Annotated in this window: 17 protein-coding genes and 1 other annotated feature; of the genes, 6 read left to right on the plus strand and 11 right to left on the minus strand. The window is 55.2% G+C overall.

What is annotated here, in order from left to right; genetic code table 11:
• Positions 1 to 272: 272 nt before the first annotated feature.
• Entirely contained in the window at positions 273 to 2,036 is a 1,764-nt protein-coding gene (gene ycaO, locus CPA59_RS10075) for a 30S ribosomal protein S12 methylthiotransferase accessory factor YcaO (protein ID WP_038918869.1), read from the minus strand.
• A 272-nt stretch (positions 2,037 to 2,308) separates the two neighbouring features.
• Between ycaO and serC the strand changes: the two genes are divergently transcribed.
• The 6 genes from serC to CPA59_RS10105 all read left to right on the plus strand — a co-directional run bounded on the left by serC (position 2,309) and on the right by CPA59_RS10105 (position 10,391).
• The gene (gene serC, locus CPA59_RS10080) at positions 2,309 to 3,394 is read left to right on the plus strand and encodes a 3-phosphoserine/phosphohydroxythreonine transaminase (RefSeq protein ID WP_049853903.1); all 1,086 of its coding nucleotides are present in this window, start codon (positions 2,309 to 2,311) and stop codon (positions 3,392 to 3,394) included.
• Between the two features lie 359 nt (positions 3,395 to 3,753).
• Positions 3,754 to 5,043, plus strand: coding sequence for a 3-phosphoshikimate 1-carboxyvinyltransferase (gene aroA / locus CPA59_RS10085; protein WP_107760796.1), 1,290 nt, complete (start codon positions 3,754 to 3,756; stop codon positions 5,041 to 5,043).
• 193 nt (positions 5,044 to 5,236) lie between these two features.
• Positions 5,237 to 5,923 (plus strand): (d)CMP kinase, encoded by a 687-nt coding sequence (gene cmk / locus CPA59_RS10090; RefSeq protein ID WP_038918871.1) that lies wholly within the window; start codon positions 5,237 to 5,239, stop codon positions 5,921 to 5,923.
• Positions 5,924 to 5,991: 68 nt separating this feature from the next.
• On the plus strand, positions 5,992 to 7,701 hold the full coding sequence (gene rpsA / locus CPA59_RS10095; RefSeq protein ID WP_071603939.1) for a 30S ribosomal protein S1: 1,710 nt from the start codon (positions 5,992 to 5,994) through the stop codon (positions 7,699 to 7,701).
• A gap of 90 nt (positions 7,702 to 7,791) precedes the next feature.
• The gene (ihfB, locus tag CPA59_RS10100) at positions 7,792 to 8,076 is read left to right on the plus strand and encodes an integration host factor subunit beta (RefSeq protein WP_038918872.1); all 285 of its coding nucleotides are present in this window, start codon (positions 7,792 to 7,794) and stop codon (positions 8,074 to 8,076) included.
• Positions 8,077 to 8,495: 419 nt separating this feature from the next.
• A complete protein-coding gene (locus tag CPA59_RS10105; RefSeq protein ID WP_174213740.1) occupies positions 8,496 to 10,391 on the plus strand; it encodes an amidohydrolase in 1,896 nt (631 codons plus the stop codon).
• Between the two features lie 131 nt (positions 10,392 to 10,522).
• On the opposite strand, the gene CPA59_RS10110 is transcribed toward CPA59_RS10105, so the two are convergent.
• The 10 genes from CPA59_RS10110 to hisL all read right to left on the minus strand — a co-directional run bounded on the left by CPA59_RS10110 (position 10,523) and on the right by hisL (position 18,680).
• The gene (locus CPA59_RS10110) at positions 10,523 to 11,158 is read right to left on the minus strand and encodes a hypothetical protein (protein WP_174213741.1); all 636 of its coding nucleotides are present in this window, start codon (positions 11,156 to 11,158) and stop codon (positions 10,523 to 10,525) included.
• 247 nt (positions 11,159 to 11,405) lie between these two features.
• Positions 11,406 to 12,020, minus strand: a complete 615-nt coding sequence (gene hisIE, locus CPA59_RS10115; protein WP_107759210.1) for a bifunctional phosphoribosyl-AMP cyclohydrolase/phosphoribosyl-ATP diphosphatase HisIE — start codon at positions 12,018 to 12,020, stop codon at positions 11,406 to 11,408.
• Complete coding sequence (hisF, locus tag CPA59_RS10120; RefSeq protein WP_038659291.1) at positions 12,014 to 12,790, minus strand: imidazole glycerol phosphate synthase subunit HisF; 777 nt, start codon at positions 12,788 to 12,790, stop codon at positions 12,014 to 12,016. Before hisF ends, hisIE begins: the two co-directional genes overlap by 7 nt.
• Positions 12,772 to 13,509 (minus strand): 1-(5-phosphoribosyl)-5-[(5-phosphoribosylamino)methylideneamino]imidazole-4-carboxamide isomerase, encoded by a 738-nt coding sequence (gene hisA, locus CPA59_RS10125; RefSeq protein WP_107759212.1) that lies wholly within the window; start codon positions 13,507 to 13,509, stop codon positions 12,772 to 12,774. The genes hisF and hisA overlap by 19 nt, the downstream gene beginning before the upstream one ends.
• A 6-nt stretch (positions 13,510 to 13,515) precedes the next feature.
• Positions 13,516 to 14,106, minus strand: a complete 591-nt coding sequence (hisH, locus tag CPA59_RS10130; RefSeq protein ID WP_038918876.1) for an imidazole glycerol phosphate synthase subunit HisH — start codon at positions 14,104 to 14,106, stop codon at positions 13,516 to 13,518.
• Positions 14,106 to 15,173, minus strand: a complete 1,068-nt coding sequence (hisB, locus tag CPA59_RS10135; RefSeq protein WP_107759214.1) for a bifunctional histidinol-phosphatase/imidazoleglycerol-phosphate dehydratase HisB — start codon at positions 15,171 to 15,173, stop codon at positions 14,106 to 14,108. Before hisB ends, hisH begins: the two co-directional genes overlap by 1 nt.
• A 14-nt stretch (positions 15,174 to 15,187) precedes the next feature.
• Positions 15,188 to 16,258, minus strand: coding sequence for a histidinol-phosphate transaminase (hisC, locus tag CPA59_RS10140; RefSeq protein WP_107759215.1), 1,071 nt, complete (start codon positions 16,256 to 16,258; stop codon positions 15,188 to 15,190).
• Positions 16,255 to 17,565, minus strand: coding sequence for a histidinol dehydrogenase (hisD, locus tag CPA59_RS10145; protein WP_038918879.1), 1,311 nt, complete (start codon positions 17,563 to 17,565; stop codon positions 16,255 to 16,257). Before hisD ends, hisC begins: the two co-directional genes overlap by 4 nt.
• Before the next feature lie 4 nt (positions 17,566 to 17,569).
• Positions 17,570 to 18,469 (minus strand): ATP phosphoribosyltransferase, encoded by a 900-nt coding sequence (gene hisG, locus CPA59_RS10150; RefSeq protein ID WP_038659269.1) that lies wholly within the window; start codon positions 18,467 to 18,469, stop codon positions 17,570 to 17,572.
• A gap of 65 nt (positions 18,470 to 18,534) precedes the next feature.
• Positions 18,535 to 18,657 (minus strand) — a sequence feature (His leader region).
• Positions 18,633 to 18,680: a his operon leader peptide gene (hisL, locus tag CPA59_RS10155; RefSeq protein ID WP_107760798.1), complete on the minus strand. Its 48-nt coding sequence runs from the start codon at positions 18,678 to 18,680 to the stop codon at positions 18,633 to 18,635. It overlaps the preceding feature by 25 nt.
• Between the last annotated feature and the right edge of the window lie 26 nt (positions 18,681 to 18,706).

Raw genomic sequence — 18,706 nt, forward strand, 5'->3', positions numbered from 1 at the left:
AAGTTTTTGTAGTGATTCTACACTTGAGTTTTATATTATTTAATTTGTTATTTACCATTCGATAACAATGGTGCTTTTATTAAAAATAAATATCTCGCAACGAGGCTCACATACCCATATAAAAATAAGGGAATAAGCGAGGCTTAAAATAACATCAATCGTGTTGCCCGGTGGTAATACTGTAAAAAAGATATATACGGAAATGCAGCCGTAGCCTGTGGTGAAGACCTGACCGGATGACGGAGGGCCATCCGGTCAGCTACAGGTCCGGCTTATTTTACCTGCCAGTGCTGGCGCTTAGCGCGCTGCAATTTTTCGTAAGCAGCCAGCAACGACTGGTGAGCCGGCAGCGCTTTCAGGTCAGCATCGACGGTGAACAGACCGTAGAAGCACTGTTCGCCGGCAATGGCGGCGCTTGCAGCGTCAACGGCGTCCTGCCCGTACATGCGCACGAATGCATCGTAATACTGGGCGGGGTCGCGTTCAGGCTCCAGCGCTAGTTGCAGCAGCGTTTGCAGACAACGGTAGTAATTACTGCGCGCTGGGGCAAAGACGGATTGGTTGAAATCCAGTGACCATTCCGTCCAGCTCAGCGCCTGCTCCAGGTCGCCGCCGGCCAGAGCCAGCATGGATTTCAGTTCGCCAATGCGCAGTGTGAACCAGCCGTTGTCTTTGCCGGTTGCTATCCCTAACAGCTCGCGTACGCGGGTAAAATCATCCAGCCCTTCATCGTCCAGTTGCTGCAACAGCGTCAGATAATCCGCTTTTTCCCATTGGCTGTCCGGCAAGGACAGCAGGGTTTCACGCAGATGCGCGCCCATGCTGTTGTTCGCCAGCAACAGGTCTTCCGCCGGATAGATGTCCGACATGCCCGGTACCAGAATGCGGCAGGCGTACACCGACAGGTGTTCGTAATCGGCGATATACACTTCTTTGTCTTCTTTATTGAAGATCGCCATCAGCGTTGCGAACTCCTGCTCGGTGGTGCCGCTGAAGTTCCAGTCGGCGAACGCGTAGTCCGCCTGGGTTTTAAACAGATCCCAGGAAATCAGGCCGCTGGAATCGATAAAGTGAGTTTCCAGGTTGGTATGCTCTGCAACTTCTTCATCATCGAACGTTGGCGGCGTAAATACGTCCAGATCTTTCAACCCGCGGCCTTGCAGCAATTCGGTGACGGTACGCTCCAGCGCCACGCCGAAATCCGGATGTGCGCCAAACGAGGCAAAGCAGGTGCCGTTGGCCGGGTTAAACAGCACCACGCAGATCACCGGGTACTGACCGCCGAGAGAGGCGTCATAGGCGAAAATCGGGAAGCCTTCCTGCTCAAGCGTGGCAATGGCTTCCACCACGCCCGGATAACGCGACAGCACGTCGGCCGGAATCGCCGGCAGGCTGATGGCTTCGGCGATAATACGATTCTTCACATAGCGTTCGAATACTTCAGATAGCCCCTGCACCCGTGCTTCATTACGGGTATTGCCTGCGGACATGCCGTTCGACACATACAGGTTGCCGACGATATTCATCGGGATATACACCGTCTGCTGGTCGGACTGACGGGTAAACGGCAGGGCGCAGATGCCGCGATTGTGGTTGCCTGATTGCAGGTCCACCAGGTCGCTGGCGATCAACTGTTGTTCCGGGTCGTAAAAGGCGTGCAGGCGCGCGTCCAGAATGCCTTCCGGAAGGCTGTCGTCTTCGGGCAGCGGGAACCACTTCTCGTCAGGGTAATGCACGAAGTCACCTTCGGCGATCTGCTGGCCCAGATAGAAATCGGCAAAAAAGTAGTTGGTGGACAGACGTTCGAAGTACTCGCCCAGTGCGGAAGCCAGTGCGGCTTTCCGGGTTGCGCCCTTGCCGTTGGTGAAGCACAGCGCACAGTCGCGATCACGAATATGTACCGACCAGACGTTGGGCACCGGATTCAGCCAGGAGGCTTCTTCGATGTTGAACCCCAGGTTGAGGAGCTGCTGTTGAAAACGGGCGATGGAATCTTCCAGGGCGGCGTCTTTGCCTGGGATAAACGTTTGGGTCATGGTTCGAACCTGAATGTGTTATGAGGAGGCTGCATCATACGTGGTTTTGTGTGCTGACTCTATCCTGCATGTTGCGTATTGCGCGGCGTGTTCCGGCGATGATGTAACAGATGTATCGCCGGGGACGATAACAGGCGAACGCGCGCGCAAGTTTTCCGACATCAGGGGCAATAAGCATTGCAGGCAGGAAAAACGAGTGATAAAACCGATAGCAGGGTAAACTGATGCGACTTAGACAGGTCGCTATTTATAGTGATAGGTGGTGAGGGGAAATGACTCAGGTTTTTAATTTTAGTGCCGGTCCGGCCATGTTACCGGTAGAAGTGTTGCGTCGTGCAGAACAGGAACTGTGCAACTGGCATGGGCTGGGTACATCGGTGATGGAAATCAGCCACCGCAGTAAAGAGTTTATGCAAGTGGCCAGCGAGTCTGAGCAGGATTTGCGTGATTTGCTGAAAATCCCCTCGAATTACAAAGTGTTGTTCTGTCATGGCGGCGCACGTGCGCAATTTGCGGCGGTTCCGCTCAACCTGCTGGGCGATAACACCAAAGCCGACTATATCGATGGCGGCTACTGGGCGCATAGTGCGGTCAAGGAAGCTGAAAAGTACCTCACCCCGAATGTCATTGACGTGAAAACCCGCGTTGACGGTCTGCGCGGCGTGAAACCGATGAGTGAATGGGCGCTGTCGGATGACGCCGCCTATGTTCATTATTGCCCGAATGAAACCATTGACGGTCTGGCGATTGAAGAAACGCCGGATTTCGGCGACAAAATCGTGGTGGCGGATTACTCCTCCAGCATTCTTTCCCGCCCGCTGGATGTCAGTCGCTATGGCGTGATTTACGCTGGCGCGCAGAAAAACGTAGGGCCTGCCGGCCTGACGCTGGTGATTGTGCGTGAAGACCTGCTCGGCAAGGCACGCCGTGAACTGCCGTCGATTCTGGATTACAAAACCCTGGCTGATAACGATTCCATGTTCAACACGCCGCCGACGTTTGCCTGGTATCTGTCCGGTATGGTGTTCAAGTGGCTGAAAGAGCAAGGCGGCCTGCTGGAAATGGAAAAACGTAATCAAGCCAAGGCCGAACTGCTGTATGCCGCGATTGACGGCAGCGATTTCTATCGTAACGACGTTGTGCTGGCCAGCCGTTCCCGCATGAACGTGCCGTTCCAGCTGGCAGATGCCGCATTGGATCCGGTGTTCCTGCAGGAAGCTCAGGCGGCCGGTCTGCATGCGCTGAAAGGCCACCGTGTCGTAGGCGGCATGCGTGCGTCGATCTATAACGCCATGCCGCTGGAGGGCGTAAAAGCGCTGACGGAATTCATGGTCGATTTTGAGCGTCGCCACGGCTGATAAATATATACCCTAAATAATTCGAGTTGCAGGACAACACGCTGGCGTGTTGAACAACGCCACGCGTTGGCCCTTTAGGGCAAGGCTCATTATGAGCCTTGTAACGCGGCAAGTGAGTGAATCCTCAGGAGTTTACACAAGTAAGTGACTGGGGTGAGCGACAAATTGGCGTAAGCCGATTTGAACGCTGCTGGCAGCGGCCCCGAAGGGGCTAGGCCTATGAAATGGGCCGAGTAACGCAGCCAACGCACCTGCAACTTGAAGTATGACGGGTATAGCGCGATAACGTGCTGCTTCTGATTTTAAACCCCGGTATCTGGCCGGGGTTTTTGTGTTAACTCTTGGAGAACATGTTTCACATGCAGGAATCCCTGACCCTACAACCGATTTCATTGATTAACGGCACGATCAATCTGCCGGGTTCCAAAAGCGTTTCTAACCGTGCGTTGCTGTTGGCGGCATTGGCCAAAGGCACGACTCGCCTGACCAACCTGCTGGACAGCGACGATGTCCGTCATATGCTTAATGCGCTGAGTGCATTGGGCGTTGAATACCATCTGTCGGGCAGCCGCACAGAGTGCGAAATCGTCGGGGTGGGGGGCGCATTAACGGCGTCTGCGCCGCTGGAGCTGTTTTTAGGAAATGCCGGGACGGCGATGCGTCCGCTGGCCGCCGCACTGTGCCTGACTGATGGCGATATCGTGCTGACCGGTGAACCTCGCATGAAAGAACGTCCGATTGGTCATCTGGTAGATGCGTTGCGGCAGGGGGGCGCGCGTATCGACTATCTGGAGCAGGAAAATTATCCGCCGTTGCGCCTGCAAGGGGGCTTCAAAGGCGGCGACATCAGTGTCGACGGTTCGGTATCCAGCCAGTTTCTCACTGCGCTGTTAATGACGGCGCCATTGGCTACGCAGGATACGCGCATCAGCATTAAAGGCGACCTGGTCTCCAAACCTTATATCGATATCACCCTGCACATGATGGAGACCTTCGGCATCACGGTGAACAATAACGACTACCAGACCTTCGTGGTCGCCGGTAATCAGCATTACCAGTCGCCCGGACACTATCTGGTGGAAGGCGATGCATCGTCCGCCTCTTATTTCCTGGCGGCAGCGGCAATTCGCGGGGGAACGGTACGTGTGACCGGCGTCGGCCGCCATAGCGTGCAGGGTGATATCCGTTTTGCCGATGTGCTGGAGAAAATGGGCGCGGAGATCCGTTGGGGTGATGACTATATCGAATGTCAGCGCGGTAATCTCCACGCTATCGATATGGATATGAACCATATTCCCGATGCGGCAATGACCATTGCCACTACTGCGTTGTTTGCCGAGGGCGGGACGACGACGCTGCGCAATATCTACAACTGGCGCGTGAAAGAAACCGATCGTCTGACAGCTATGGCGACGGAGTTACGCAAGGTCGGCGCTGAGGTAGAAGAAGGGCATGACTACATCCGCATTACCCCGCCAACGCAGCTGAAAGCAGCTGAAATCGGCACTTACAATGACCACCGCATGGCGATGTGCTTCTCGCTGGTGGCGTTGTCTGACACGCCGGTGACCATTCTCGACCCTAAATGTACCGCCAAAACGTTCCCGGATTACTTCCAGCAACTGGAACGTCTGAGCCAGCACGGCTGATGTTCTGACGCACAGGTCTGCGATAGGGTCCTGTGCGTCAACATTTAGCGTTATACTCTGGGTATCACAATATTTGCCCGATCTTCTGCAGTAATAAGTCTTTAATTTCACGCTTGCTGCCACAGCAGGGTATAATGACTTATTGTATTGTCTACAATGACATGCGATTTCCCTGTTTTGTAAGGAGTAAGAGATGGCGGTGACTGCACCGGTAATTACGGTTGACGGGCCAAGTGGTGCGGGCAAGGGAACCCTGTGCAAGGCGCTGGCTAACGCGCTGCAGTGGAATCTGCTGGATTCCGGCGCGATTTATCGTGTGCTGGCGTTGGCAGCCCTGCATCATCAGGTGGACATTGCCTCCGAAGAGGCGCTGGTGCCGATAGCGTCGCATCTGGATGTGCGGTTTGTGCCGGAAAACGGGCAACTGAAAGTTATCCTGGAAGGCGAAGATGTCAGCAATGAGATTCGTAGCCAGGAAGTGAGCAATACAGCGTCTCAGGCCGCCGTATTTCCGCGGGTGCGCGAGGCGCTGCTGCGTCGTCAGCGCGCGTTTCGTGAAATGCCGGGGCTGATTGCCGACGGCCGCGATATGGGAACGGTGGTGTTCCCCGATGCGCCAGTGAAGATTTTTCTGGATGCCAGCGCGGAAGAACGCGCCAAACGTCGCATGCTCCAGTTGCAGGCGAAGGGCTTTAATGTTAACTTTGAACGTCTTTTGTCCGAGATTAAAGAGCGTGACGAGCGCGACCGTAATCGACCGGTTGCGCCGTTGGTGCCGGCACCGGATGCACTGGTGTTGGATTCCACGCATATGACGTTGGATGAAGTGGTCGGGCTGGCATTGGCGCATGTGCGCCAGATATTGCCTCAATTGGCCTGATATTATTTTTTACCTCGCCGCAAGGATGTGGCGGGGATGTGAAACAACCCCATCGAGCAGGAAGCCAGATGGACGTTAAATTTAAAAACCCAAAGATTATCAACATGACTGAATCTTTTGCTCAACTCTTTGAAGAATCCCTGAAAGAAATTGAAACCCGCCCGGGTTCCATCGTTCGCGGCGTTGTGGTTGCTATTGACAAGGACGTTGTCCTGGTTGATGCCGGCCTGAAATCTGAATCTGCCATTCCGGTAGAGCAGTTCAAAAACGCCCAGGGTGAAATTGAAATCCAGATTGGTGATGAAGTAGACGTAGCTCTGGACGCGGTAGAAGACGGCTTCGGCGAAACTCTGCTGTCCCGTGAAAAAGCTAAACGTCACGAAGCATGGCTGATGCTGGAAAAAGCTTACGAAGAATCTGCCACTGTTACCGGTGTTATCAACGGTAAAGTGAAAGGCGGTTTCACCGTTGAGCTGAACGGTATCCGTGCGTTCCTGCCGGGTTCTCTGGTTGATGTCCGTCCGGTACGCGACACCCTGCATCTGGAAGGCAAAGAGCTTGAGTTCAAAGTGATCAAGCTGGACCAGAAACGCAACAACGTTGTTGTTTCCCGTCGTGCCGTTATCGAATCCGAAAACAGCGCCGAGCGCGATCAGCTGCTGGAAAACCTGCAGGAAGGCATGGAAGTCAAAGGTATCGTCAAGAACCTCACTGACTACGGCGCATTCGTTGATCTGGGCGGCGTTGACGGCCTGCTGCACATCACCGACATGGCCTGGAAACGCGTTAAGCATCCGAGCGAAATCGTCAATGTGGGCGACGAAATCACTGTTAAAGTGCTGAAGTTCGACCGCGAACGTACCCGTGTCTCCCTGGGCCTGAAACAGCTGGGCGAAGATCCGTGGGTCGCTATCGCTAAGCGCTATCCGGAAGGCACCAAGCTGACTGGCCGCGTAACCAACCTGACTGATTACGGCTGCTTCGTAGAAATCGAAGAAGGCGTTGAAGGTCTGGTACACGTATCTGAAATGGACTGGACCAACAAAAACATCCATCCGTCCAAAGTGGTTAACGTGGGCGACGTGGTGGAAGTTATGGTTCTGGACATCGACGAAGAACGTCGTCGTATCTCCCTGGGCCTGAAACAGTGCAAAGCCAACCCGTGGCAGCAGTTCGCTGAAACCCACAACAAGGGTGACCGCGTAGAAGGCAAGATCAAGTCCATCACTGACTTTGGTATCTTCATCGGTCTGGATGGCGGCATCGATGGTCTGGTGCACCTGTCTGACATCTCCTGGAACGTAGCTGGCGAAGAAGCCGTTCGCGAATACAAGAAAGGCGACGAAATCGCTGCTGTGGTTCTGCAGGTTGATGCCGAGCGTGAGCGTATCTCCCTGGGCGTGAAACAACTGGCTGAAGACCCGTTCAACAACTACCTGTCTGTTAACAAGAAAGGTGCAATTGTTACAGGTAAAGTCACCGCAGTTGACGCCAAAGGTGCTACAGTTGAATTAGCCGACGGTGTTGAAGGTTACCTGCGCGCTTCTGAAGCCTCTCGTGACCGCATCGAAGACGCAACGCTGGTTCTGAGCGTGGGTGATGAGATCGAAGCCAAATACACTGGCGTTGATCGCAAAAACCGCGTTGTTAGCCTGTCCATCCGTGCCAAGGATGAAGCTGACGAGAAAGATGCTATCGCTTCTGTTAACAACAAACAGGAAGAAGGCAATTTCTCTAACGCCATGGCGGAAGCTTTCAAAGCTGCAAAAGGCGAGTAATGACGGTGGGTTGGGCGGCGATACTTGCCGCCCGGCCTCAAACGGTAGTAAGTTAACGTGGCAGTAACTAACCACATGCTTGGAGGAATCATGACCAAGTCTGAACTTATCGAAAGACTTGCTGGACAGCAATCTCATATCCCGGCCAAGGTGGTTGAGGATGCGGTAAAAGAGATGCTGGAACAGATGGCCACAACATTGGCCACCGGTGATCGCATCGAAATCCGCGGGTTTGGCAGTTTTTCACTCCACTACCGTGCACCGCGTGTGGGTCGTAATCCGAAAACTGGCGAGAAGGTGGAACTGGAAGGCAAATACGTTCCTCATTTCAAACCGGGTAAAGAATTACGCGATCGCGCCAATATTTATGGCTGATTAACCAGCTGTAACGTCTGTTTCATGGATAGCACCCAGTTGGGTGCTATTTTTTTGTCACAACAACGTATTGTCGATCATTTTCCTCACCGTTCCCTGCCTGAAACGCTGTTTATTGATGCGTTTTTTCTGCCTGTCCACATGTTTTCCCGATGCAGACATACTGCCTGACCTTAGATTCATTGTTAATTACCTGAAAACACCATGACGATGGTGATACATAAAAAATGATAATTTAACTATTAAGCCGATATAGGCGCGACATGCTTCATGTAACGAAGGTTTCACAAAAAACTTTTAAATATCAATAATATTTTTTGATAAAAGTCATGAGTGATTTCCCCAACTTGAAGAATTCTGCATTGTGGACCAGCTTTATATTGGTTTTTCTAAATAATTCATTGTTGGAAGGAAATTTTATGACGCAAGCATGCAATCATTCTGACAGTATTACCTGTTCCTGTTGTAGCCCGTTATGGAAGTCTTTCATTCCGGATATTACTATCAATATCTCCAATGATATCAATAAGGTGAATGCAGAAACCCTTATCTTCCGCATTGCGACGGGCGCGGATGGCGCCGCCGGGGGAACCATTCTGACACTGGAGAATGGTCAGAGCGCATCAGTCGAGGCGATGGGGATTCAGGACGGCATCATTGTCGCTACCGGGTCATATAATTATGTCAAAACGCAGATGCCGCCCGGTACGCAGGAACGTGTACTGTCGGGCAGCCAAACCCTCATTCCCGGTTTGATTGAACCCCACGTACATATCATTCCTACTGCGGTTCTAAATCTGGCAACGGACGTTGGCCCATTTATTGGACAGAATTTGCGCTCTCAGGTGGCGCAGAAGCCGGAAGATCAATACACTAGGCAATGGGTGACATCACAGTTAAAGCATGTCATGAAAAGCGGTCCGTATATGGGAGGATGGGTGATTGGTCATAATGTCGACCCCTCCCTTTTCCTTGGCGATGACAAGGCGTTCAATGCCACTATTCTCGATCAGGAAATAGGGACGGATAAGCCGGTTTTTATCATGAATGCGTCGATGCATCTTGCCTATATTAACAACCATGCGATCACTGTCGTTCAGCAGTACTATAAAGACAAAGGCCAGCCGATCACCATCAGTCCGGATGGTATTCTGGCTGAAATAGAAGGCATTGCCCCTGTTATCGCTGTGATTACCAGCAGCCAGAATCCGTTAACCTTCCCGTTCCAGTTAAACCAATCCATTGACAATATATTTGTGCAAGCCAGTCAGCGGGGCGTGACTTATTTATTTGATGCGGGGATTGAGCCCTGGGATGGAAAATCTCTGCTCAACCAGCCCTTGTTGTTGAAGTTAAAAGCACGCGCCAGCCGTTGTCCCACCAGAATTGGCGGGGCGCTGGTAGTGACAAGCCCTGATGATTTTAAAAACAAAATAAATAATCGATACCTCCCAAATACAGGTGATAGTCGCTTTAACCTGCCATGCATCAAGGTTGTTTCCGATGGGTCGAATCAGGGATTGACGGGATATCAACTACAGCCGTATTGCTGTGATAATAATTATGAAAAAAATGCATCAGAGCAGAATATTGGGGTCTTCAATTTTGATTACCCAACGGTATTTAATCATCTGGTGAGTGAAGCGGTTCAATATAACTGGCCGTTGATGATCCATGCTAATGGCGGGCAGGCGATTGATCGTACCCTGCTGGCCTTCAGGCAGGCCGGAGTGACACAGAGCACATATAACGAGCGGCGAGATCGCATGGAACATGCCTCCCTGCTTTCCGATCAGAATCTTGATGATATGAAAGCGTTAGGTATTTCCCCCAGCTTTTTAATCGGTCATGTAGGGTATTGGGGATGGGTATTTCAGCAGACTATTCTTGGCGAACAGCGCGCCAGTTTGCTTGACCGCTGCCAGTCCGCGTTAAAACAAGGCATGAGAATTACCCTGCATAGCGATAACAGCGTGACGCCGCTGGGGCCTCTGCGCATGATGGAGCAGGCGATTTCCCGTGTGATGGAAGGCGCGCCGGCTAATGGTGACTCTCCTGTGCTGAATGAGCAGGAATCCATTTCCCGGTTCGACGCGCTAAAAGCCATGACCTATGATGCCGCCTGGCAATGTCATGCTGAGCAATGGGTTGGGTCACTGACCGCCGGAAAATGCGCTGATTTTGTCATTCTGGCCGATTCTCCCATCACTTATCATGGCGCCGATAAAAATAACCCTGTGGCGGGTATGCGCGATATTCCCGTCCTGGAAACCTGGAAAGGCGGCTGGCAGACGTATCCAAAATCAGCGTCATAAATCCAGACCGTTGCACATCAGCTACAGGTCATTCCTGTAGCTGAATACGTAATTATTGATGCCGTTTACGCTCTGAGGATAAATACCGCAGCGTTTCTTTGGCAGTGAATCGACGACACACTGGTTCGGGATTATTTCGCCAGAAGCACGTAGGCGAGAATGGGCTCTATTTTTTGAGGAGAGCGCAGCCAAGTGTTGAAAACGTTACCTAGGCCCTTTTGCTTATATTCGGCATCGCAACTGCCCGATGTTCCTTTTACCCCGAGCCCAAAGGTGCCGCCGCCTTCCGCTTTGATTTGGCAGTGATGCTTACTGTTGAAATCACTGTAAAGCCAGCCTGGTTCTATCGTACTGAATTGAATTATGACACCGGGTTTTTCGATGGTCAGATATTGAGCTGCGTAAGTATATTCCGGTGTAATGCCGCAAAAGCTGTCCTGTTGCACGCAGGGTAGGGTTGTATATTTATTGGCGTCGAAAGTTTTGTATTCGGCAAATTGCATACCTCGATACCAGTACATCGCTTTGGCCGCATTCTCATCGGTAGCGCGGACTTTGGGATTAACAAGGATAAGTTTGTTCGGCGTTTCAGTTTGAATCTGTAGGCCGCCATTCTGGTACATGCTCAGTACCCGCGTATTATCCAGTCCGTTCTTTTTGATCAGGCTTTCCACTTTTGCGTCCGCCGCTGATGCACCCTGGCTAATCAGGGACGCCAGCACAGCACCTAACATCGTGAGTTTGTAGCCTCGTATTTTTTGTTGCATATCGTTTTCCTTGCTGGGTGAAATAGCCGCATCCTGCGATGCATTTCCGTCTCACAGGAGTGGGCCAGGTTGACTGCGGTAGCGAAATTCTGCTGCGTCCGCAGCTGCTGTAAGCGAATAAAGTTTAATCAACGCGACACACGCAGACGCGGTTAAACCGGCCGAATATTTTGCCAAGGATGGGAAAGAACGGGGAAAGGGGGAAACGCTTCACCGGCGGGGGATGGCTGGTGAAGCGGATGACGCATTAGCGGTTATGGCGCGCTTTCAGGCGCTGAATGATCGTACCCAGATCCAACCCCTGATCCTGCAACAGCACCAGCAGGTGATAGACCAGATCGGAGGCTTCATTGGTCAATTCTTCACGGTCATGCACCGTGGCCGCCAGCGCGGTTTCCAGGCCCTCTTCACCGACCTTCTGGGCGATGCGCTTGGTACCGCTGGCGTACAGCTGGGCGGTATAGGAACTGGCCGGATCGGCGTGCTTACGCTCCGCCAGGAGTTGCTCCAGCTGGTACAAAAACTGCCACTGCGTTTCTGCCGGGTGGAAACAGCTGTTGTTGCCCAGATGGCAGGTCGGGCCAATCGGGTTGACCAGAATCAGCAGCGTGTCGTTGTCACAATCCGGCGTGATCGATACAACGTTGAGAAAGTGGCCGGAGGATTCGCCTTTGGTCCATAACCGCTGCTTGGTGCGGGAATAGAACGTGACGTTACCCGTCTCTTCCGTAACCCGTAACGCGTCCTGATTCATGTAGCCCAGCATCAGCACTTCGCCGGAAACCGCATGTTGTACGATGGCGGGTATCATGCCATCGGTTTTTTGCCAGTCGAGCTGGTTTCGCTGTTGTTCGGTTAACACACCCGGATCTCCACGCCTTGTTGCTTAAGGAACTGTTTGAGTTCGCCAATATTGATGATTTGCTTATGGAATACCGACGCGGCCAGCGCGCCGTCCACCCCGGCGTCCTGAAACGCCTCAAGGAAGTGCTGCATAGTGCCGGCGCCGCCGGAAGCGATCAGCGGAACGCGGCAGACGTCGCGCACCTGCTTGAGTTGCGTCAGGTCATAGCCATTACGCACGCCGTCCTGATTCATCATGTTCAGTACGATTTCACCGGCGCCGCGTTTCTGGACTTCCTGCACCCAGTCGAGTGTTTCCCACTGCGTAACGCGGGTGCGCTTTTCATCGCCGGTATACTGATTGACATGATAGCGGCCGGTTTCGGCGTCATGCCAGGTATCGATGCCGACGACGATGCATTGTACGCCGTAGCGATCCGCCAGACGCGAGATCAGATCCGGATCCGCCAGCGCCGGCGAGTTAATGGAGATTTTATCCGCGCCGAAAGAGAGGATTTGCCCGGCGTCTTCCACGCTTTTGATGCCGCCGGCGACGCAGAACGGAATATCGATCACTTCCGCCACGCGGGACACCCAGCTTTTATCCACCACCCGGCCGTCGGATGACGCGGTGATATCGTAGAATACCAGTTCGTCGGCGCCTTCCTGCGCGTAACGTTGAGCCAGCGGTACGATATCGCCGATGATTTCGTGATTACGGAACTGTACGCCTTTCACCACCTGGCCGTCACGCACGTCCAGACAAGGGATTATCCGTTTTGCCAGCATGAAATCGCCTCCGTCACGTTGAATTTACCTTCCAGCAAGGCCCGACCGACAATCACGCCTTGTACGCCGCTGCCGCGTAGCGCGGCGATATCCGCCAGCGAGCCGATGCCGCCGGATGCCTGAAACGCCACCTGCGGATAGCGGGCGCTGATTTCACGGTATAGCTCGACGTTGGAGCCCTGCAGCGTACCGTCGCGGGAGATATCGGTACACAACACGTGCTTCAGACCGAAGGGCAGATAACGTTCTACCGTTTGCTCCAGCGTGATGCCGGAATTTTCCTGCCAGCCGCTGATGGCGATGCTCTTCACGCCGTCGGCGTCAATACGGACATCCAGCGCCAGTACCAGCGCGTCCGCGCCGTAGCGAGTGAACCATTGCTGCACCAGTTCCGGCTGTTTTACCGCGGTGGAGCCGATCACCACCCGGCTGGCGCCGGCAGCCAGCAACGCATCCACATCCTGCTCGGTGCGGATGCCGCCGCCAACCTGTACCGGCACGGAAACGCCGGCCAGCAAGGTTTTCAGCAACGGAATCTGGCGCGCCGCCGGATCTTTGGCGCCGGTCAAATCCACCAGATGCAGTACCTGCGCCCCTTGTTGCTGGTAATCCTGCAAGCGGGGCAGCGGGTCGCTGCCGTACTGGCGCTGTTGACCGTAATCGCCCTGATGCAAACGGACTACCTGTCCATCAATCAGGTCTAATGCGGGAATAATCATGTCCGTTTACATCTCCAGAAAATTCTTCAGTAGCTGGGCACCCGCCGCGCCGGAGCGTTCCGGATGGAACTGGACGCCATAGAAGTTATCCTTCTGCACCGCGGCGGTAAAGGCATCGCCATAGTGGGACTGGGCAATGGTACTGGCGCAAACCGGCATGGCGTAGCTATGCACAAAGTAGAAGTACGAGCCGTCCGGAATATCGCGGAACAGGCGGTGACCGGCCTGCGGCGTCACCTGATTCCAGCCCATGTGCGGCAAGGGCAGGCCGCGATCGACCATCGGCACCACCGGCGTATCGATGAGACCCAGCGTATCCACGCCGTTATTCTCGTCGCTACGGCTGCCCAGCAACTGCATGCCGAGACAGATGCCCAGCACCGGCTGGGTACAGGCTTTAACCAGGCCGATCAACTGACGTTCGGCCAGTTGATCCATCGCCGCCTGCGCGGTGCCGACGCCCGGCAGAAACAGTTTATCGGCGCGCAGCACCACCTCCGGTTCGCGGCTGACCTGCGGGTCATACCCCAGCCGCTTGACCGCGTACATCACGGAAGACAGGTTGGCGCACCCGGTATCCAGAATCACCACATTCATCACAGCACTCCTTTGGAGCTGGGCAAGGTGTCGCCTTCCACCCGGATGGCCTGACGCAGCGCGCGGCCAAAGACCTTGAACAGGCTTTCGACACGGTGATGATCGTTGCGGCCCTTGGTTTTCAGGTGCAGCGTGCAACCCATCGCGTAGGAGAGGGAACGGAAGAAGTGTTCCACCATTTCGGTGCTGAGATCGCCGACACGCTGATAGCTGAACTCCGCCTTGTATTCCAGATGCGGGCGGCCGGAGATATCGAGCGCGCAGCGCGCCAGACATTCATCCATCGGCAGCACAAAGCCGAAACGGCCGATGCCGCGTTTGTCGCCCAGCGCGCTATTCAGCGCTTCGCCCAGCGCCAGACCGGTGTCTTCCACCGTGTGGTGGTCGTCGATGTACAGATCGCCTTTTACGTCGATATTCATGCGAAAACCGCCGTGGGTGGCAATCTGATCCAGCATGTGGTCGAAAAAACCGACGCCGGTATGGATCTTGCTGCCGCCTTCGCGGTCCAGCCAGACGTTAACGTCAATGGCGGTTTCTCGGGTGACGCGGTTGACGTGGGCATGACGGTCGCGTTTGGTCAACTGGGTGGTAATTGCCTGCCAGTTAAGGTCGTCGCGCTGGTAACGCAGGCCGGTGATGCCCATGTTCTGCGCCAGCTGGACGTCGGTTTCGCGGTCGCCAATCACGTAGCTGTTGGCGCTGTCCATCACGTTGTCTTTCAGGAAAGCGTCCACCAGCGCGGTTTTCGGTTTGCGGCAGTCGCAGTTGTCGCCGGGGAAGTGCGGGCAAATCAGCACTCGCTCGAAACGCACGCCCTGCGAGGTGAAAATCTGCATCATCAGATTGTGCGGCGGATCGAAATCCTCCTGCGGGAAACTGCTGGTGCCCAGGCCGTCCTGATTGGTGATCATCACCAGTTTGAAACCTGCCTTTTGCAGGGAAAGCAGCGACGGAATGACATCCGGCTCCAGCGCCAGCTTATCCAGTCGGTCTACCTGAAAGTCCTCGGGCGGCTCGGCAATCAGCGTGCCGTCACGGTCGATGAAAAGATACTTTAATCCCACGGTGATTCCTCAAATTATGCCGTTTTGCCGGACAACGCCTGCAATGCGCTGATGACGCGCTCGCACTCGTAGCGGTTGCCGATGGTAATGCGCAGACAACCCGCCAGCCCCGGTTGTTTGTTCTGATCGCGTAAAATAATGCCCTGATCCCACAAGGTTTTGAAGACGGTTGGCGAATCGGCGAAGCGCACCAGCAGGTAGTTGCTTTCGCTGGCGTATACCGTTTCTACGTTCGGCAGGGTTTTCAGCGATTCACTCAGCCAGCGGCGGTTTTCGCTCACCTCGGTCACATTGCGGCGCATGTCAGCCAGTCCGGCCTCGCTCAGCGCCTGCGCGGCGATATCCGCCACCGGCAGCGCCAGCGGGTAGGGGGCGATCACTTTGAGCAGCAGTTGAATCACCTCGGCGCTGGCGAGGGTGAAACCGCAACGCAGGCCGGCAAGGGCGAACGCTTTGGACAGCGTGCGCAACACCACCTGATGCGGGTATTCCGCCAGCCAGCCGACCGTGCTCGCCTGCGGGCAAAACTCGATATAGGCTTCGTCGATGGCGACGATGGCCCGCCCGCGCGCCAGTTCCAGCAGGCGACGCAGATCCTCCGGGTTGATCAGGTTGCCGGTCGGATTGTTGGGCGAACAGACATAAATTACTTTGACGTTATCCAGCGCGCCTTCGATAGCGGCCAGGTCCAGTTGCCAGTCGACGGTCGACGGCACGACGCGGCGCTCCACGCCGAAGGTTTCGGCGCTGACGGCGTACATGCCGTAGGTCGGCGGGCAGAACAGAATGGCGTCTTTGCCCGGTTCGCAGAACGCGCGGATCAGCAGCTCGATGCCTTCGTCCGCGCCGCGGCTCGCCAGCACCTGCTCCGGTTTCACCCCGGCATAGGCGGCATAGCGTTCAATCACCTGCACGGGCTGGCATTCCGGGTAACGGTTCAGCGTCTGCAAGGTCAGTTGGTACTGCGGCGCTTGCGGGTATTCGTTGGCGTTCAACCAGACATCGCCATTACCGCCCAGACGGCGCGCGGACTGATACGGGGTCAGGCGGCGGACGTTGTCGCGAGCCAGATTCTCAATACTCATGCTTGCTCCTTGAGGGCGTTGACGCGCAGGGTAACGGCGTTTTTGTGGGCGGTCAGCTGTTCGGCTTGCGCCATGATTTCAATGGTTGACGCCAGCCCCAGCAAACCTTGCGGCGACAGCTGTTGTACCGTCATGCGTTTCTGGAAATCCGCCAGTCCCAGACTGGAGTAGGTAGCGGTGTAGCCGTAGGTCGGCAGCACGTGGTTGGTGCCGGAGGCATAGTCGCCGGCAGATTCCGGTGACCAGTCACCCAAAAATACCGACCCGGCGCTGGTGATGCGCTCGACAAGCGTTTCGGCATTACGGGTCTGGATAATCAGGTGCTCCGGGCCGTATTGATTGCTGATGTCGATGCACTGGTCCAGATCGCGCGCTACGATCACCCGGCTGCTGGCCAGCGCCTGACGGGCGATGTCCGCGCGGGACAGCGTTGCCAACTGGCGTTCCACCGCGTCGATTACCGCCTGCGCCATGCCGGCATCCGGCGTCAGCAGGATGACCTGCGAATCCGGGCCGTGTTCCGCCTGCGACAGCAGGTCGGAGGCAACAAAATCCGGCGTGGCGCCGCTGTCGGCAATCACCAGCACTTCTGACGGACCGGCCGGCATGTCGATGGCCGCACCGTCAAGCAACTGGCTAACCTGACGCTTGGCTTCCGTCACATAGGCATTGCCGGGGCCGAAAATCTTGTCCACCTTCGGCACGCTGTCGGTGCCGAACGCCATCGCGGCAATCGCCTGCGCGCCGCCCAGTTGGAATACTTCCTGTACGCCGCACAGTTTTGCCGCATACAGGATCTCGTCGGCGATCGGCGGCGGCGAACACAGAATCACGCGCCGGCAGCCGGCGATGCGCGCCGGAGTCGCCAGCATCAATACCGTGGACAGCAGCGGAGCGGAGCCGCCCGGAATATACAGACCGACGCTGGCGATCGGCCGGGTTACCTGCTGGCACCGCACGCCCGGTTGGGTTTCCACATTGATCGACGGCAGTTTCTGCGCGTTGTGGAAGGTTTCGATGTTACGAACGGCGGTCGCCATCGCCTGTTTGATGTCGTCGCCCAGTCGTGCAACGGCGGCGTCAATCGCTTCGGCGGATACGCGCAGGCTGTCGACCTGCACCTTGTCAAAGCGGGCGCTGTATTCACGCAGCGCGGCATCGCCGTCATCACGCACCTTGGCCAGAATCTCGCCGACAATCGCGCTGATGCGATCGGAAGCGGAGATGGCCGGGCGGGTCAGCAACCGGCGCTGCTCCTCTTCGGTGCAGGTCTGCCAGTCAATCAGGGTGTTGAAGCGGTTGCTCATGGCGTTACTCCATCATCTTCTCAATCGGCAACACCAGAATAGAGCTGGCGCCCAGCACTTTCAGTTTTTCCATGGTTTCCCAAAACAGGGTTTCGCTGCTGACCATGTGCATGGCGACGCGATTCTGATCACCGGCCAGCGGCAGAATGGTGGGGCGTTCGGCGCCCGGCAACAGCGCGATGACTTCGTCCAGACGCTCGCTGGGCGCGTGCAGCATGATGTACTTGGATTCACGCGCCTGAATCACGCCCTGCATACGGGTCAACAGCTTGTCGATCAGCTGTTGTTTCTCGGCCGGCATCTCGCCGTCGCGCTGAATCAGGCAGGCTTTGGAGCGGTAAATCACCTCGACTTCGCGCAGGCCGTTGGCTTCCAGCGTCGCGCCGGTGGAAACCAAATCGCAGATGGCGTCAGCCAGGCCGGCGCGCGGCGCCACTTCTACCGAACCATTGAGCAGACAGGATTTGAAATTGACGCCTTGCTTATCGAGGTACTGTTTGAGCAGGTGCGGGTAGGAGGTAGCGATACGTTTGTTGTGCAGACATTGCGGACCGGTGTATTCCTCGTCGAGCGGCATCGCCAGCGACAGGCGGCAACCGCCGAAATCCAGACGGCGCAGCGTGAAGTAGCGCGGGTCTTCGCCCTGTGCGCGACGGTTGAGCAACTCTTCTTCCAGCACGTTTTCGCCGATGATGCCCAAATCCACCACGCCATCCATGACCAGCCCCGGAATATCGTCATCGCGTACGCGCAGAATATCGATAGGCATGTTTTCGGCAAACGCGATCAGGCGCTGCTGGTGCAGATTGATTTTAATGCCGCAGCGGGCCAGCAGTTCCCGGGAGTCGTCGCTCAGGCGGCCTGATTTCTGCATCGCGATACGTAAACGTGTTTTATCCAGCATGTGAACCTCAATTTATCCTGTCTGTGATGCCTGTTAAGCAGGCTTTTTTAAAAAATTCCGGCCAAAAAAAAAAGCCCCCGGAATCGATCTTCCGGGGGCTTTTCTTACGCGTTTACCGCCACTGGAAGATCTGAGTGTCTTCCAGCACCTATCGCCTGAAAGACTAGTCAGGGTGATGGTGATGATGGTGGTTGAATTTAACGCGTAACATGAATTCGTCTCTTTGTCGTCAAAGTA

This window comes from Dickeya sp. Secpp 1600 (assembly GCF_003049805.1).
Taxonomy (GTDB): domain Bacteria; phylum Pseudomonadota; class Gammaproteobacteria; order Enterobacterales; family Enterobacteriaceae; genus Dickeya; species Dickeya fangzhongdai.